The sequence below is a fragment of the Jeotgalicoccus meleagridis genome (assembly GCF_903994045.1).
Lineage (GTDB): Bacteria > Bacillota > Bacilli > Staphylococcales > Salinicoccaceae > Jeotgalicoccus > Jeotgalicoccus meleagridis.
In genome coordinates, this window is record NZ_CAJEWD010000007.1 from 83,537 (window position 1) to 101,037 (window position 17,501).

A 17,501-nucleotide genomic window follows, 5' to 3' on the forward strand; every position below is an offset into this window, starting at 1 on the left:
TATGCTTAATTTAAATGTTCACTCAGCATTTGATTTTTTAAATTCGAATATTACCTTACCGCGCCTCTTAGACACTTTAATAGAGGATGGTCAGACGGCTTTTGCAGTGACCGACTTCAATCGAATACATGCTGTGTATCAGTTCATGAAGGAAGCTACAGACAAAGACATTAAAGCGGTACCTGGTATGGAAATTTTAATTGAAGATGGGCTGACAGGCATACCGTTAGTTTTGTTAGCCAAAGACCAAAAAGGTTACTTAGAGCTCGTGAGATTATCTGCCATGTTGAGCTATAAAAGATTAGTACGCACACCACTGCAGTATTTAGTTGATAATATCAAGCATTCCATTGCCATCATTAAGACTGATGAAGGGAAAAAAGCACTCCAAGAGTTAAACATTAGTGATGAAGATAAATACATGTCATATCAATGTGAGGGTATGTATAAAAAAGTGTTTATCAAGGCTAGTCACTATGTGAATCCAAGTGAGAGAGGGTCTTTAAAGGTACTGAATGCCATTAGAGATAACGAAAAACTAAGTCCAGAACATGTCAGTGAACTGACTGGTGATGAACACATTCAAGTGTCAGCTAGTGTGCCTGAAGAAGCGAAGGGCTTTATCAAGCACAATGAAGAAATATTTGCTAAGTGTGAAGTACCATTACCTCAAGTCGACCATACCTTACCAGTCTTTAAAAACCCTTATGATGAGCCGTCTAAAGACTACTTATGGCGGCTCCTTCAAGATGGCTTTAAAAATTTAAACTTAAGGGATTCGAAAAGTCTTTATCAAGAAAGAATGAAGTACGAATACGACATTATCGTCTCTATGGGCTTTGAAGACTACTTTTTAATCGTTCAAGACCTAGTCGCCTATGCTAAAAATAATGGTATATATGTTGGTCCTGGGCGTGGGTCTTCCTCAGCGAGCTTAGTGTCATATATTTTAAATATTACTGAAGTTGATCCACTTGAATATAATCTCTTATTTGAGCGTTTCTTAAACCCAGAACGAATTAACATGCCGGATATTGATATCGATTTTGAAGATTCTAGAAGAGATGAAGTTGTCAATTATTTAATTAATAAATATGGAACGATGAATGTGAGTAATATTGTGACCTATGGAACACTCAGTGCCAAAATGGCGGCAAGAGATGTCGGACGGGTACTTGGTTTTTCTGAAGATGAGTTGAAGCTCATATCGGGTATTATTCCATCGACCTTAGATGCTACTTTAAGTGATGCCTTTAATAGTAAAAAGTTTAAAACGCTTGAAGCGTCTAATGAAAAATATAAGGTGTTAAAAGAAGTGGCTTTAAAAATTGAAGGGCTACCTAGACATACTTCCACTCATGCCGCAGGTGTTTTACTATCAAGAAGAAAATTAACAGACGATGTACCAATTCTCTTTCAAGATGAGCACGTCTTAAGTCAGTGGCCAATGAAAGATGTCGAAGCTGCTGGTCTGTTAAAAATTGATTTACTTGGACTGAAAAATCTATCATTGATTCGTTATATGGTCACAGCAATCAAACAAGTCGATAAAAACTTCTCCTTAAGTCAGGTGACTGATGACCCACGCGTTTATAAAATGCTATCACTTGGCATGACCTTAGGTATTTTTCAGTTAGAATCAAACGGCATTAGAAGAGTGATTGAAAAATTCAAACCAAAAAGTATTAACGATCTAGCAGCAGTCTTAAGTTTATATCGACCAGGACCAATGAAGGAAATTGATAATTTCATCTACAGAAAAGAGTATCCTGAAACAATCGAGTATTTGCATGAAGATTTAGAAGACATACTAAAAGAAACCTTTGGAATTATCGTCTATCAGGAACAAATTATGCAGATTGCCGGTAAGGTTGCAGGCTTCACTTATGGTCAAGCCGATATTCTTAGAAGAGCCATGGGGAAAAAAGATCGGGAAACCTTAACTCAAGAACGTTCACATTTCTTAGACGGTGCCGTAAAACAAGGCTATAGTCAAGAACTTGCAACGCGGATTTTTGACTTGATCATGGAGTTTGCCAACTATGGTTTCGTTAAAAGTCATGCGGTCGCCTACAGTAAAGTCGCCTACGTTATGGCTTATATAAAATTACATTATCCAGCTATATTTTATTCTGTTATTTTAACCCATCATAAATCTAACGAAGAAAAGACGAATTTAATTTTAGATGAATTAAAAACCTTGAAGATACCGGTGCATCTTCCTGATGTTAACCGTTCTAAATGGCAAAATACAGCAGCTGATGGTATTTTGATTGGATTTTCTATGATTTCAGGTCTATCTAAACCCTTTTATGATGCCCTTCATAAGGAAAGAAAAAACAGAGGGGATTTTAAAGATATATACGATTTTGTCAGTCGAGTCGATTTTAAATTTACAGCAAAATTGCTCAGAAATTTAATTATTTCAGGTAGTTTTGATTTTTGTAAAGAAAATAGAAAGACCATGCTTCAATCGATTACAAATGTCTTAGAGGCCGCTGGAGATGAATATCATCACGAGAGTTTTTTAAGTTCACTCGGCTTTAGTTTAAAAAAAGACTTTGTCTTTGCTGAAGAAATGAGTGCCCTTGAAAAGATTGAAGGAGAGAAAGAAGTGCTTGGTTTTTACACTTCTGATCATCCAGTCTTGATCAAACATAAAGCTATGGAATATATTCCTTTCTCATTTATTCATCACAACAAAAAGCACGGCATCTACTTACTCTACCTAGAGGATAGCCGCACTATAAAAGTGAAAAAGACTGGTCAAAACATGGCTTTTTTAACTTTATCAGATGGATACACAACAATAGATGGGGTCATGTTTGCAAAAGAGTACTTTAAATACCATCCACTCCTTAATGAAGGAATTGTCGTTGCCAGTGCGACACTTGGTCAAAGAAACGATAAGTCTCAGTTAGTCATTGATCGTTTATATACACCGGCACATTACCGAGAAGAATATATTAAACGGACCAAGAAAATCTACATTAGAAATATAGATCAGGATAAAATTAATGCTTATTTATCTAGAGATGGCATCCCAATTTATGATTTTAAAACCAAGCGCCAAATTGGTTTTATCAATATTAAAGAAATTGGTCATTTGATTGATTCTATCGACGCAGAAAATTTTAGATTAATCGTGTAAACTTGTTGTAAACACAGGCTAATAATGATAATATACCGTGGTATGACCACTAGAGGAGGAAATCATTTGTCACTAAGAAGCGATGCATTAGAACTACACAAAGTTAACCAAGGCAAACTATCAGTGAATTCTAAAGTTGAACTAAAAGATAAAGAAGCTCTGTCATTAGCGTATTCACCTGGTGTAGCTGAACCATGTAAGGAAATATACGAAGATGAAAGAAAAATATTCGATTATACAATTAAGGGAAACACTGTTGGTGTAGTCACTGACGGTTCTGCAGTGCTTGGACTTGGAAATATTGGCGCCTCAGCGAGCTTACCAGTTATGGAAGGTAAGAGTGTGCTCTTAAAAAACTTTGCTGGAGTCGATTCTTTTCCAATTGCTTTAAAGACTAATGATGTCGACGAGATTGTGAACACTGTGAAATTGATGACACCTGTTTTCGGAGGTATTAATCTAGAAGATATTTCAGCACCTAGATGTTTTGAAATAGAAGCACGTTTAAAACAAGAAGTAGATATACCTGTCTTCCATGATGACCAACACGGTACGGCCATAGTGACACTGGCAGGACTAATCAATGCAGTGAAACTGACTGGTAAAACCTTGTCATCTGTAAAAGTTGTCTTAAACGGCGCAGGAGCAGCAGGTGTTGCCATAGTCAAACTGCTTCACAGTTTTGGTGTCAAAGATATGATCATGTGTGATTCTCGTGGTGCGATTTATGAAGGACGTCCTGAGGGTATGAATAAGGTCAAAGATGAAATTGCACTATTTACTAATAAGGATAATGTAAGTGGTAATTTAGTAGATGTCATTAAAGATGCGGATGTATTTATCGGTGTGTCAGTTACAAACGCAGTGACTAAAGAAATGGTTCAGTCCATGAATGCAGACCCAATCATTTTTGCTATGGCGAACCCAACACCTGAAATTATACCGGACCTTGCTAAAGAGGCTGGTGCCAAAGTCATTGGTACAGGTCGCAGTGACTATCCTAATCAGGTCAATAATGTCCTAGCATTTCCTGGTATTTTTAGAGGCGCTTTAGATGTTCAATCTACACATATAAACGAAGAGATGAAAAAAGCAGCAGTGCTTGCTATAGCGAACACTGTTGCTGAAGAAGACTTGGCTTATGACTATGTGATTCCAGATCCCTTTAATCCAGAAGTTGCACCGACTGTAGCTGAAAAAGTAGCAGAAGCTGCAATGAATACAGGCGTATCACGCATTAAGGTCGAACCTCAGTATGTCTACAACAAAACTAAAAAATTAATAAGTGAGTTAAATAAAAATTAATGGAAAATAAAAAAGGTCTCGAGACAATTCTTGAAGAAATAGATAAAATCATCGAAGATCAAAACATCGGTATAGGCGAAAAAATACCATCAGAACGATATTTAAAAGAACGCTTAAACGTCAGCAGGCAAAGTGTTAGAGAAGCACTACGTGCCTTAGAACTGATTGGTGTCATCTATGTTAAGCGGGGTGAAGGTACTTACCTTGCTAACATAGATAGTCATCAACTCTATAAATTGATTGCTAAATATTTAATTCGCACAGATCGTCAATATGAAGAGCTAAATGAATTGATGCATATGATCGATTATTACTACGAGCATAAGTATCAAGGTATGAAGACGGTTAAAGATGATGACAATCAAATTGTTAATCGAATTTATTCTCTTTTAGAGAAGTATGCAAATGGCTATGAAAATTAGCCGAATGGAGGTTGTCTTGAAAGTATGTTAAAAGATATTTTTTTCAAATTAAACAAAAAAGCTAGCGATGATAAAAGAAACGATCACTTAGGTGAAACTGAAAAAATAATGACTAAGTGTCCGAACTGTAAAAAGATCCTTTACTCTAAAGATCTTCATAAGCGTTTAAATGTGTGCTCTAATTGTGACTATCATTTACCAATCACGAGTACAGACCGTATGGCAGCACTACTCGATATTGATACAGAAGAACGCTTATTCGAAAATGTGACGTCAGGTAATCCTTTAAACTTCCCAAATTATGAAGAAAAGCTTCAGTCTGATAAAGAAAAAACAGGATTGAATGAAGCCTTAGTTGTGTCTCGTGGAAAGATTATGGGTCATGAAGCGGTTGTCGCGATTATGGATGCCCGTTTTAGAATGGGAAGTATGGGCTCAGCCCTTGGTGAAAAACTCGCTAGAAGTTTTACCTATGCAACAGAGCACCGTCTTCCAGTTATTATCTTTACAGCAAGTGGTGGGGCGAGAATGCAAGAAGGTATTTTATCGCTTATGCAGATGGCTAAAGTCAGTGTCGCATTAGAGAGACATAGTAAGGCAGGACTTTTATACATCTCTTATATGACGAATCCAACCACAGGTGGAGTGTCCGCTTCATTTGCTTCTGTTGGGGATATAAATATCGGAGAATCTGGTGCTTTGATTGGTTTTGCCGGTCGTCGTGTTATCGAAGAAACGATTAAGGAAAAACTTCCAGATGACTTCCAAACGGCTGAATTTCTCTTAAAACACGGCCAACTTGATGACGTTGTTAATCGTACAAATATGAAGCGCTATCTTGGAACGCTCTTAAACATGCATAGTGAGGTGAACTAAGGATGGCATTTGATTTTGAAAAACCGATTACTGAATTAGAAAACAAAATTAAAGAGCTTGAAAAATATGCTCATAAAAATAAACTAGATCTGAAAACAGAGATTAGTTTCTTGGAGAAAAAAGTGAAGGATAAAAAAGCTGAAATATATTCTGATTTAACCCCTTGGCAACGCGTTGAGATTGCACGTTACATTAAGCGACCAACTGCTAAGGAATATATAGCGGCCTTATTTGAAGATTTTGTTGAATTAAAAGGGGATCGTCTTTATAGCGATGACAATGCCATCATTGGTGGTATTGCGATGTTTAAAGGACGTCCAGTCACTGTTATCGGTAACCAAAGAGGAATGGATACTAAGGATAATATCGCACGTAACTTTGGTATGGCTCATCCTGATGGTTATAGAAAAGCCTTACGTTTAATGAAACAGGCTGAGAAATTTAAGCGTCCGGTAATCTGTTTTATCGATACTAAAGGTGCCTATCCAGGGAAGGCTGCTGAAGAACGCGGACAAAGTGAATCAATCGCACGTAATCTAGTAGAGATGGCTGGTTTAACGGTTCCTGTAATCAGTATTGTCATTGGTGAAGGTGGTTCTGGTGGTGCGCTTGCACTTGGTGTATGTAATAAATTATATATGCTTGAGAACTCAACTTATTCAGTGATTTCTCCAGAAGGTGCCGCTTCTATCTTATTTAAAGATGCGTCATTAAAAGAAATCGCTGCTGAGTCTTTAAAAATCACAGCAGATGACTTACTAGAACTCGGTGTGAGTGATGGAACGATTAGTGAACCTGCGGGTGGAGCGCACCAGGACAAAACTTTTGTCTTTAATGAAATTGAGACTGTCTTAGTGGACGCCCTTGGTGATTTAAGAAAACTAAATGGTGACGAACTTGTCGAACAGCGCTATGAAAAATATATGGCTATTGGTCAATACGAAGAATAAGATAATCGCAGCCGCTAATTATTAGCGACTGCGCTTTTTCATATAAATAGACGTGAGTTTTAGTATTGTGCTATGTTAAAAGTGAAGAGAGTAGGGTGATAACTTGCGTAAAATTGCTGTCTTAACAAGTGGTGGGGATGCACCAGGTATGAATGCAGCGATACGTGCTGTAGTTAGAAAAGGGATCTTTGAAAATTTAGAAGTTTATGGTGTCAGCCATGGTTATGAGGGCTTGATTAATAATCAAATTAAAAAGATGGAACTTGGTGATGTAGGAGACATCATACATAGAGGGGGTACAAAGCTGTATTCTGCACGGTCGGAAGAATTTCTAACGTTAGCTGGACAAAATAAGGCGGTAGCTAACCTTAAAAATCTTGGCATAGAAGGTTTGATTGTCATCGGTGGTGACGGCTCATATCGCGGTGCGAGTCGGTTGTCAGAGCTCGGTATTAAAACAATTGGTATTCCAGCGACCATTGATAATGACATTGCAGGTACCAATGAAACAATTGGTTATGATACTGCTTTAAATACGATTGTTGATATGATCGATAAAATTCGCGATACAGCAACTAGTCATGAAAGAACTTTTATCATTGAAGTGATGGGACGGGACTCTGGACAGTTAGCACTTAATGCAGGGCTTGCAGCTGGAGCAGAAACGATTTTCATACCAGAGCGTCAGACTAAAATGTCGGATGTTGCCGCTCGCATTCAAAGTGGACTAGAGCGAGGCAAGAAACATTCCTTAATAGTTTTAGCTGAAGGAGTAATGTCAGCAGAATCTTGTAGCCTTGAGCTAGGTAAATATATTAATATAGAAACTAGGTTGAGTGTTCTTGGTCATATTCAAAGAGGTGGTAAGCCGACAGCAAAAGATAGAGTCTTAGGTTCGAGGTTCGGTGCCTATGCGGTAGAACTCCTCTTGGATGGCCAGACGGACGTAGGTACAAGCATTAAAGATGATAAGATGTATTTTGTTGAACTAAAATCTGTATACAATCAAAAGAAAAATTACGACAGTAGTATTTATCAGCTTTCAAAAGAACTATCAATCTAGGAGGATTCAATAATGAGAAATACAAAAATCGTTTGTACAATTGGGCCAGCTTCAGAGTCAGAAGAAATTTTAGAAAAAGTGATTCTAGCAGGTATGAATGTGGCACGTTTAAACTTTTCACATGGAGATCATGCTGAGCATTTAGCGCGTATAGAAACAATTAGAAAAGTCGCTAAACGTTTAGACAAGACGGTCGGTATTTTACTCGATACTAAAGGGCCAGAAATTCGTACGCACAGCATGGAAAATGGGCAAGTGGAACTGGAAAAAGGACAGCAGATTGATATTTCTATGACAGAAGTAATCGGTAATAACGAACGCTTCTCAGTATCCTATGAAGGTTTGATTGATGATGTCGATGCGGGAGACTATATACTTTTAGATGATGGTTTAGTAGAACTTCAAGTAGAGCGTATCGATAAAGACCAAGGTCTGATTACAACGACTATTAAAAATAATGGTGTCTTAAAAAATAAAAAAGGTGTTAACGTTCCTGGTGTAAGTGTTAATCTTCCAGGCTTAACTGAAAAAGATAAGGAAGACGTATTGTTCGGTATTGAACAAGGGGTGGACTTTATTGCAGCAAGTTTTGTCAGACGCCCGCAAGACGTTCTTGAGATTAGAGAGCTCCTAGAACAAAATAAGGGTGACTATATCAAGATTATTCCTAAGATTGAAAACCAAGAAGGTATTGACAATATCGATGATATTTTAGATATCTCAGATGGTTTGATGGTTGCACGTGGTGACCTTGGAGTTGAAATTGCTCCAGAGACTGTACCAATGATGCAAAAAGAGTTAATCAGAAAATGTAATTTAGTCGGTAAACCGGTTATTACAGCAACACAAATGCTTGATTCTATGCAGCATAACCCACGTTGTACCCGTGCTGAAGCAAGTGACGTTGCTAATGCAATCTACGATGGTACGGATGCAGTTATGTTATCAGGAGAAACAGCAGCGGGTCTTTATCCTGTTGAAGCGGTACAGACAATGTCGAAAATTGCGATTTCAGCAGAAGGTGCACAGAACTATAAAAAACTGTTATCTGACCGTACGAAATCAACAGAAACGAACATGGTTACAGCAATTGGTGTATCAGTTGCACATACTGCACTTAACTTAAACTGTAAAGCAATCGTTGCTGCAACAGAAAGTGGTCATACTGCAAACATGATTTCTAAATATCGTCCACATGCAAATATCGTCGCAGTGACACCATATGAACATGTTGCGAGACAATTAAATCTTGTATGGGGTGTGAACCCGATTGTTAAGGTCGGTCAAAAGAATACAGATGACCTGTTAAATACATCAGTTAATGCGACCTTAGAAAAAGGTTATGCAGCTGAAGGTGACTTAATCATTATTACAGCAGGTGTACCAGCAGGACGTGCAGGAACGACTAACTTGATGAAACTTCATGTCGTTGGTGATACTTTAATCAAAGCTCAAGGGATCGGTAAGAAATCTGCTGTTGGTGAAGTGATTACAGCAAAAAATTATAGTGAATTGGAAAAGAAAGATACAACTGATAAAATTGTTTTAGTGCAATCTGTTGATGCCTTGATGACACCACTCTTAATTAAAGCAGCTGGCTTAATTACAGTAGAAGGTGGTTTAACGAGTCAAGGTGCGATTGTTGGCTTAAACTTAGAACTTCCAACCATAGTTGGAGCAACAGAGGCCTTTGAAGTGTTAAAAGATGGCATGCTAGTGACAATTGACAGTGAACAAAGCGTTGTCTACAGCGGTCATGCACATGTTTTATAAAGAAGTAGAGGTGGATTTATGAACAAGACATTTTTAGTCTTATTCTCAAGCTTTCTTCTTTTCCTCACAGCTTGTAATACAAATGAGACAGAAGAAGCTAACCAAACTGACTCAACAGAGGAGTCTGAAGAAAATACAAATTCAGAAGAAGCAGCTGACAATGGAGAGCTGACAGCTGAAAGCTTAATTACAGCTGCTGAAGAAAATGCTTCAGGTAAAGTATCTTATTCAGCCGATCAAAAGGTAAACTTGACCCAAGGTGAAGAGACAGAAACATATCAAAATGTCTTAACCATTGGTGAGCAAGATGAAATGAAATCAGCAGTAAACAACAACGGAGCTGTAGAAACTCACTATATCTATCAAGGTGATCATTATGTTTATCAAAATCAATCACTTGAACAAGTTGAAGGTGTAGAAAACCTTGAAGGCAACAGTTATGAAGAAATAGTTGCTAAGTTAAAATCATATCCAGAAGGCGAACTCTCTAATTTAGAAGACGGCTATGCGATTACAATTGATATAACAGAACCTGGATCTTTAGAAAATGTCTTTGACTCAGAAGCTGATTTTCTACAGCAAGTTGAAGCGGTCGACGGTACTTTACAGTTGTACTTTAATGCAGATCAAGTCTTTACTGGTAGTGAATTTGAAGGTAGCTTAACCATTGATGGTGAGTCAGCAGATGTCAGCGGTACCGTAGATTATTCAAGAATCGGTGACGTTGATGTGATTGAAAAACCAAGTAACATGACAGAAGAATAATATAGAAGTTATGTAGCTTAGAAACCTTAAATATAAGGTTTCTGAGCTTTTTTTGTCTTTATCGGACGTCGTTGAAAATTCGATGGCTGATATAGCCTTTTATCGGACGTCGTCAACACCTCGATGGCGCGCAATTCAGCTATTTTATACTTCCACTTCAAATGATAAACATTTACTTATAGATTTGAATAAGATAATTAATTCTTCCTTATGCATGTGTTAAACTATAATAAGTTGGGTATAGATTCATTGTAGGACAAGCCATAGAGTATTATTTTGAAATATTTTTCACAAAAATAGGGCTTTTGGCAACATAAACAATCTTACAACAACTTTGGTATACTAGCTTTAAACATTCTGTTACATATTTAGGAGGGGGATTTATGACTGGTAATAGTGGTTTAGAAGGTGTAGTAATTGGTGAGTCTAGAATTAGTTCCATCATTGGTGCGCAGTTAACTTATTGCGGTTATGAAATTGATGATTTGGCAGAAAATGCTGAGTTCGAAGAGGTCGTTTATCTGCTATGGCACGACAAATTACCTAATGCAGAGGAACTTGCAAGCTTTAAAAAAGAATTATATGAACATGCGTTTTTAAATGATGATGCTAAGAACTTTTATAAAACATTTGTAGATAAAAGTGTGCATCCGATGAGTGCTTTACGTACAGCGGTGTCGCTTTTATCTCATACGGATCCAAATGCAGAGGAACAAGGGGAAGCTGCGACTTTAACTAAAGCAATACGCATCCAGAGTAAGATTCCTTCAATTGTTGCGGCTATCGCACGTACGCGTAAAGGTTTGGATGTAATTGATCCTGACCCTAACTACGGCTATGCTAAAAACTTCCTTTACATGCTAAATGGAACAGAACCAACTGAGGTCGAAGTAGAAGCAATGAACAAGGCATTAATCTTACATGCTGACCATGAAATTAATGCCTCTACATTTGCTGCACGTGTTATTGTGGCGACTTTATCTGATATGTATTCTGGTATTACAGGTGCAATCGGGGCCTTGAAAGGACCACTTCATGGTGGCGCTAATGAGAAGGTAATGGCGATGCTAGAAGAAATTGGTTCTTTAGATAATGTTGATGACTATATCCATGACAAGCTTGCTAAAAAAGAAAAAATTATGGGTATTGGCCACCGTGTCTACAAAGAAGGCGATCCACGTGCTAAGTACTTAAAAGACATGGCGCGTCGCTTAACAGAAGAGAGTGGAGAACCTGAACTTTATGAAATGTCAGTTAGAATTGCTGACATCATTAAAGAAGAAAAAGGTCTCTTACCTAACGTCGACTTCTTCAGTGCGTCAGTTTACCATTCACTTGGAATTGAGCACGAATTATTTACACCGATTTTTGCTGTAAGTAGAACATCAGGTTGGATTGCTCACATCTTTGAGCAGTATGAAAACAACCGTTTAATTCGTCCACGTGCGGAATATAACGGTCACACTAACAGAAAATATGAACCGGTTGAAAACCGATAAGATACGGGGGAGAAACAATGGCAGGAGAAAAAATTGTAACTAAAAATGGAGAATTAAATGTTCCAAATCAACCAATTATTCCTTTCATCGAAGGTGATGGAATTGGACCAGACATTTGGGCAGCTGCCAGTCGTGTAATCGACTCAGCAGTAGAGAAAGCCTATAATGGTGAGAAAAAAATTGAATGGCTAGAAGTTCTTGCAGGACAAAAAGCATATGACCAAACTGGTGAATGGCTACCTCAGGATACTCTTGATAAAATTAATGAATATCTAATCGCGATCAAAGGACCTCTTACAACGCCAATTGGCGGGGGATTCCGTTCATTGAATGTGACTTTACGTCAAGAGTTAGACTTATTTGCTTGTTTAAGACCTGTTCGTCACTACACAGGCGTACCATCTCCAGTAAAACACCCTGAACACTGTGATATGCAGATTTTCAGAGAAAATACTGAAGATATTTATGCAGGTATTGAATTTAATGAAGGTACACCAGAAGTTAAAAAAGTAATCGACTTTTTACAAGATGAAATGGGTGTTGAAAACATTCGTTTCCCTGAGTCATCTTCAATTGCAATCAAACCTGTATCTAAAGAAGGTACTGAGCGTTTAGTGCGTTCAGCTATTAATTACGCAATCGAACACAAAAAACCATCTGTGACACTTGTTCATAAAGGAAACATTATGAAATTTACAGAGGGTGGTTTCAAAAAATGGGGTTATGAACTTGCACGTAATGAGTTCGGTGACCAAACATTTACTTGGGCTGAGTACGATGAAATTGTTGAAAAAGAAGGTAAAGAAAAAGCAAATGAAGTCCAAGACCAAGCGGTTAAAGATGGTAAGATTATTATCAAAGACTCAATTGCTGACATCTTCTTACAACAAATTTTAACGCGTCCAAAAGAGTTTGATGTGGTTGCAACAATGAACCTAAATGGAGATTACATTTCCGACGCGCTTGCAGCACAAGTTGGTGGTATTGGTATCGCTCCAGGTGCTAACATCAACTATGAAACAGGTCACGCTATCTTTGAAGCAACTCACGGTACTGCACCTAAATACGCTGGTCAAGATAAAGTAAACCCTTCATCAGTTCTTTTATCAGGTGTCTTAATGTTAGAACACCTTGGCTGGCAAGAAGCAGCGGACTTAGTGAATGCTGCGATTGAAAATACAATAGCTAAGAAAGTCGTCACTTATGACTTTGCTCGTTTAATGGACGGTGCAACAGAAGTTAAGACTTCTGAGTTTGCAGATGCACTTATAGAAAATATGTAACACATATTTTGTTGAAATTATTTGAACCGAATATTATACTTGTAAAGGCTGTCACTGGGTGACAGCCTTTATTTTTTACTCAGGAGGGTTTTTGCAGTGGAGGAATCAAAACAGAAGCATGGTCTATTTCAAAAGTTTCTGGACTTTGTGGAATGGTTAGGTAATAAACTACCACATCCAGTTACTTTATTTATCATGCTAGCAGTATTAACACTTCTTGCATCCGCAGTTTTATCGATGTTTGATGTGTCAGTTACTCACCCAGGAGAAGGTAATGAAACTGTCGAAGTTACCAATTTACTCAACGGTGAAGGTATTAGTTACATATTTGAAAGTATGACAGATAACTTTATAAACTTCGCACCTTTAGGTGTTGTACTACTGACTATGTTAGGTATTGGTGTGGCAGAGCGCTCAGGATTAATTGGAGCCGCTTTAAAAGGCTTTGTACTCGCTATTCCGAAAAACTTAATTACAGCTGGTCTAGTATTTGCAGGGGTAATGTCATCTGTAGCGTCTGATGCAGGTTATGTTGTCTTACCACCACTTGGTGCCCTTATATACTTAGCGCTTGGTAGACATCCACTGGCAGGTCTTGCAGCAGCATTCGCAGGGGTATCCGGTGGATTCTCAGCAAACTTACTCTTAAGTGGGACAGACGTTATGCTTGCAGAATTAACTTCTGCAGCAGCAACAGTGATTGATCCTGCCTATGCAGATTCTATTAACGTCGCTATGAACTGGTACTTCATTGCTGCCAGCGTCTTTCTTTTAACACTAGTCGGGTGGTTTGTTTCAGCTAAGATTGTCGAGCCGAGACTTGGCACATTTACTATGTCTAAAGAACACGAAGAAGAATTAGCTGGTGATGAAGCAGCTGACATGCAAAGCTTAAAACCAATCGAGAAAAAAGGTTTAATCTGGGCAGGTGTCGCTATTGTAATCGCTTTAATTCTTGCAGCTTTACTCGTTGTCTTCCCATCTTCACCGATGCGTGGACCAGATGATTTAGGCTCATATATGGATACAATTATTCAGTCACCATTTATGAGTTCACTTGTACCGATTATTGCAATCCTTTTCTTCATACCAGGTGTTGTATACGGTATTGTGACTAAGGAAATTAAAAACGATAAAGACGTTGCCAATCAGATGACAGATACAATGGCATCTATGGGCATGTTTATCGTCCTCGCTTTCGCAGCAGGTCAATTCGTTGCCTATTTCACTGAATCAAACATTGGTATTGTTATCGGTGTCTACGGTGCTGAATTATTAGAAAGCATGAACTTAACAGGTATTCCGCTCTTGATCGGCTTTATGCTAATCACAGCGGTAATCAATCTATTTATCGGTTCAGCAAGTGCCAAATGGGCTTTAATGGCACCAATCTTTGTGCCAATTCTTATGCAACTTGGCTATTCACCAGAGATGACTACAATGGCTTATCGTGTAGCGGACTCATCGACTAACATTATTACACCGTTGATGACTTATTTTGCCATCATCATTGCCTTTGCACAGAAGTATGATAAAAACATCGGTATCGGTACTTTGATTTCAGTCATGTTACCATACTCAATTTTCTTCTTTGTCTTCTGGGCAATTATGTTAATTGTGTGGAGTATCTTCGGTATTCCTCTCGGTCCAGACTCACCGATTCATTATTAAATATTAAACTTGGATTTTCCTTCAGGGAAATCCAAGTTTTTATTTTTTTGAAACTCTAAGTATTGAGACCAATATTATTTGGCTTATCTACCCTTTGAAAGGTATAATTTATAGTAAGAAGAGACTAAAGGAGACTATTATGGCTAAATTAATTCTCATGGATGGTAATAGTATTGCCTTCCGCGCGTTTTATGGTTTACCACTCTTAACCAATAAAAGTGGGCTCCATACCAATGCTGTGTTTGGATATGCTCGACTCTTAGAAAAGGTCATTAAAGAAGAAGATCCTGACTATTTCTTAGTTGCCTTTGATGCCGGGAAATCGACATTTAGACATAAACAATATAAGGAATATAAAGGGGGCAGACAAAAGACCCCACCTGAGTTAGGCGAACAATTTGCACCAATCCGTCAACTCATCGATGCTTATGGTATTAAGCGCTTTGAGCATGAGGACTATGAGGCGGACGATATCATTGGAACTTGGACGAAGCTTGCTGACGAAGAGGGACTAGAAACAATCGTCATCACAGGTGATAAAGACTTAACACAATTAGCAAGTGAAAAGACCAAGGTCTACATTACAAAAAAAGGTGTGACAGACATAGAGGTCTTTACGCCTGAACACTTAGCTGAAGTGTACGATGGTTTACAGCCCTTACAAATCATTGACTTAAAAGGTCTTATGGGAGATAAATCAGATAATATTCCAGGTGTACCTGGCGTCGGCGAAAAGACTGCAGTCAAGCTGTTAAAAGAATACGGTAGTGTCGAAAATGTTCTTGATAATCTCGACAAAGTGACGGCTAAAAAACTGAATGAAAACTTAACAAATAATAGAGATATTGCATTGATGAGTAAAGATCTTGCGACAATTTATAGAGATATGGACTTTGACTTTAAGATCGATGACTTGAAATTTAAAGATGAAGACCGTCCTGAAAAATATGAGCTATTTAAAGACATGGAGTTTAATTCACTCTTAGATAAGATGGACGAACAGGAAGTCGAAGAAGTTGCTGAATTCACAGCTAAGCCAACTACATCATTTAAGGATTTTTCTGATGCAGTATCCGTATTTTTAGAAGTACACGGTGAAAACTACTTAAAACTTCAACCTGAATTTATCGGTATTAGTGACGAACAATTTGTTATGACTAAAAAAGTAGAAGATATTGATTTAGAGGACTTTAAGGAATTCCTCGAGTCACGTAAAACAGTGAAGACCTATGATTTAAAAAGACAAGTTGCGCTCTTAGACCATCTAGATATTAAGTTCGATCACTTTACAGATGACATCATGTTAGCGAGCTTTTTAATTAACCCATCTAAAAAAATTATCGATGTCGCTGAAACTGTTGCTGATTTTAATATTTCAATTAACAGCGATGACTTTCATTACGGTAAAGGTCGTAATAAAAAAGATCCAAGTACAGAAGAAACAATAGACTTTCTTAGCGATAAAGTTCAAGCTATTCATCAAGTAGCTGACTTAATGACAGAAAAACTTAAAAAAGATGAAATGTATTCACTGTGGCATGATTTAGAAATTCCATTAGCTAAAGTGCTTGTACAAATGGAATTAAAAGGTATTAAAGTTCAAAGAGAACGCTTAGAAAAGATGGAAGTTGAACTCCAAGGACAGTTAGATGATATCGAAGAAAAAATTTATGAGCTTGCTGGAGAGAAGTTTAATATTAATTCTCCTAAACAGCTCGGTGTCATTCTCTTTGAAAAACTGGAGTTACCAGTCATTAAAAAGACTAAGACTGGATATTCGACTGCGGTGGATGTCTTAGAAAAACTTCAAGATAAGCATGAAATTATCGACTACATCTTACATTATCGTACGGTCTCAAAACTCCAATCAACTTATGTCATTGGACTTCAAGACGAAGTGAGCGAAGATGGACGGATTCATACACGCTTTAACCAAACTCTAGCTCAAACAGGTCGTTTATCATCTGTAGAACCGAATCTACAAAATATTCCGATCCGTCTAGAAGAGGGTAGAAAAATTAGACAAGCTTTTGTACCTTCTAAAGAAGAAAACGTGCTTTTAGGACTGGATTACTCACAAATCGAACTTAGAGTGCTTGCTGCGATTACTAAAGATGAATCCATGATGGAAGCCTTCAATAATGATATTGATATCCATACAAAAACTGCTATGGAAGTCTACGGTGTTGAGCTAGATGGTGTCACACCAATCATGAGAAGAAATGCTAAGGCGGTTAACTTTGGTATTGTCTATGGCATCAGTGATTATGGTTTAAGCCAAAATTTAGGTATCACACGTAAAGAGGCAGCTCAGTTTATAGATACTTATCTGTCATCTTTTAAAGATGTTAAGCAGTTTATGCATGATGTGGTTCAAGATGCGAAAAGAGACGGCTATGTGACAACCTTATTACACAGAAGACGTTATCTGCCGGATATTAATAGTCGTAATTTTAATGCAAGATCCTTTGCAGAAAGAACTGCAATGAACTCACCAATTCAAGGTTCTGCAGCAGACATTATTAAACTTGCTATGGTTAAATATGCTGAGAGTGAAAAGGTTAAAGATTTTGATGTAGAACTACTTTTACAAATCCATGATGAATTGATCTTCGATATTCCTAAAAGTCAGGTCGAGGATTTTATCCCAGTGATTACAGAAATTATGGAGGACGCACTTGAGATTGGTGTGCCCCTAAAAGTAGAAGCGGGTTACGGCAAAGATTGGTATGAAGTGAAGTAG

Annotated in this window: 12 protein-coding genes; all 12 read left to right on the forward strand. The window is 37.8% G+C overall.

Features of this window, described 5'->3' with window-relative positions:
* Position 1: 1 nt before the first annotated feature.
* Positions 2-3,151 carry a DNA polymerase III subunit alpha gene (locus JEOSCH030_RS05235; RefSeq protein ID WP_185125579.1) on the forward strand — a complete coding sequence of 1,050 codons (3,150 nt, stop codon included), beginning with the start codon at positions 2-4 and terminating at the stop codon, positions 3,149-3,151.
* A 66-nt stretch (positions 3,152-3,217) separates the two neighbouring features.
* On the forward strand, positions 3,218-4,456 hold the full coding sequence (locus JEOSCH030_RS05240) for an NAD(P)-dependent malic enzyme (RefSeq protein ID WP_185125580.1): 1,239 nt from the start codon (positions 3,218-3,220) through the stop codon (positions 4,454-4,456).
* Positions 4,456-4,878: a FadR/GntR family transcriptional regulator gene (locus JEOSCH030_RS05245; RefSeq protein WP_185125581.1), complete on the forward strand. Its 423-nt coding sequence runs from the start codon at positions 4,456-4,458 to the stop codon at positions 4,876-4,878. The genes JEOSCH030_RS05240 and JEOSCH030_RS05245 overlap by 1 nt, the downstream gene beginning before the upstream one ends.
* 24 nt (positions 4,879-4,902) lie before the next feature.
* A complete protein-coding gene (gene accD / locus JEOSCH030_RS05250) occupies positions 4,903-5,754 on the forward strand; it encodes an acetyl-CoA carboxylase, carboxyltransferase subunit beta (RefSeq protein WP_185125582.1) in 852 nt (283 codons plus the stop codon).
* 2 nt (positions 5,755-5,756) lie between these two features.
* Entirely contained in the window at positions 5,757-6,704 is a 948-nt protein-coding gene (locus JEOSCH030_RS05255) for an acetyl-CoA carboxylase carboxyltransferase subunit alpha (protein WP_185125583.1), read from the forward strand.
* Positions 6,705-6,807: 103 nt separating this feature from the next.
* Positions 6,808-7,767 carry a 6-phosphofructokinase gene (gene pfkA / locus JEOSCH030_RS05260; RefSeq protein WP_185125584.1) on the forward strand — a complete coding sequence of 320 codons (960 nt, stop codon included), beginning with the start codon at positions 6,808-6,810 and terminating at the stop codon, positions 7,765-7,767.
* A gap of 12 nt (positions 7,768-7,779) precedes the next feature.
* On the forward strand, positions 7,780-9,540 hold the full coding sequence (gene pyk / locus JEOSCH030_RS05265) for a pyruvate kinase (protein ID WP_185125585.1): 1,761 nt from the start codon (positions 7,780-7,782) through the stop codon (positions 9,538-9,540).
* An 18-nt stretch (positions 9,541-9,558) separates the two neighbouring features.
* Positions 9,559-10,305 carry a hypothetical protein gene (locus tag JEOSCH030_RS05270; RefSeq protein ID WP_185125586.1) on the forward strand — a complete coding sequence of 249 codons (747 nt, stop codon included), beginning with the start codon at positions 9,559-9,561 and terminating at the stop codon, positions 10,303-10,305.
* 383 nt (positions 10,306-10,688) lie between these two features.
* Entirely contained in the window at positions 10,689-11,804 is a 1,116-nt protein-coding gene (gene citZ / locus JEOSCH030_RS05275) for a citrate synthase (protein WP_185125587.1), read from the forward strand.
* Between the two features lie 17 nt (positions 11,805-11,821).
* A complete protein-coding gene (gene icd, locus JEOSCH030_RS05280) occupies positions 11,822-13,087 on the forward strand; it encodes an NADP-dependent isocitrate dehydrogenase (RefSeq protein ID WP_185125588.1) in 1,266 nt (421 codons plus the stop codon).
* A gap of 96 nt (positions 13,088-13,183) precedes the next feature.
* Positions 13,184-14,758, forward strand: coding sequence for an AbgT family transporter (locus JEOSCH030_RS05285; protein ID WP_185125589.1), 1,575 nt, complete (start codon positions 13,184-13,186; stop codon positions 14,756-14,758).
* Positions 14,759-14,897: 139 nt separating this feature from the next.
* The gene (gene polA / locus JEOSCH030_RS05290; RefSeq protein ID WP_185125590.1) at positions 14,898-17,501 is read left to right on the forward strand and encodes a DNA polymerase I; all 2,604 of its coding nucleotides are present in this window, start codon (positions 14,898-14,900) and stop codon (positions 17,499-17,501) included.

What these genes read in the sequence shown, in the direction of transcription:
- JEOSCH030_RS05235 (WP_185125579.1), top strand. Translation starts at nt 2, where the DNA reads ATGCTTAATTTAAATGTTCACTCAGCATTTGATTTTTTAAATTCGAAT.
- JEOSCH030_RS05245 (WP_185125581.1), top strand. Translation starts at nt 4,456, where the DNA reads ATGGAAAATAAAAAAGGTCTCGAGACAATTCTTGAAGAAATAGATAAA.
- icd (WP_185125588.1), top strand. Translation starts at nt 11,822, where the DNA reads ATGGCAGGAGAAAAAATTGTAACTAAAAATGGAGAATTAAATGTTCCA.
- JEOSCH030_RS05270 (WP_185125586.1), top strand. Translation starts at nt 9,559, where the DNA reads ATGAACAAGACATTTTTAGTCTTATTCTCAAGCTTTCTTCTTTTCCTC.
- citZ (WP_185125587.1), top strand. Translation starts at nt 10,689, where the DNA reads ATGACTGGTAATAGTGGTTTAGAAGGTGTAGTAATTGGTGAGTCTAGA.
- accD (WP_185125582.1), top strand. Translation starts at nt 4,903, where the DNA reads ATGTTAAAAGATATTTTTTTCAAATTAAACAAAAAAGCTAGCGATGAT.
- JEOSCH030_RS05255 (WP_185125583.1), top strand. Translation starts at nt 5,757, where the DNA reads ATGGCATTTGATTTTGAAAAACCGATTACTGAATTAGAAAACAAAATT.
- polA (WP_185125590.1), top strand. Translation starts at nt 14,898, where the DNA reads ATGGCTAAATTAATTCTCATGGATGGTAATAGTATTGCCTTCCGCGCG.
- pyk (WP_185125585.1), top strand. Translation starts at nt 7,780, where the DNA reads ATGAGAAATACAAAAATCGTTTGTACAATTGGGCCAGCTTCAGAGTCA.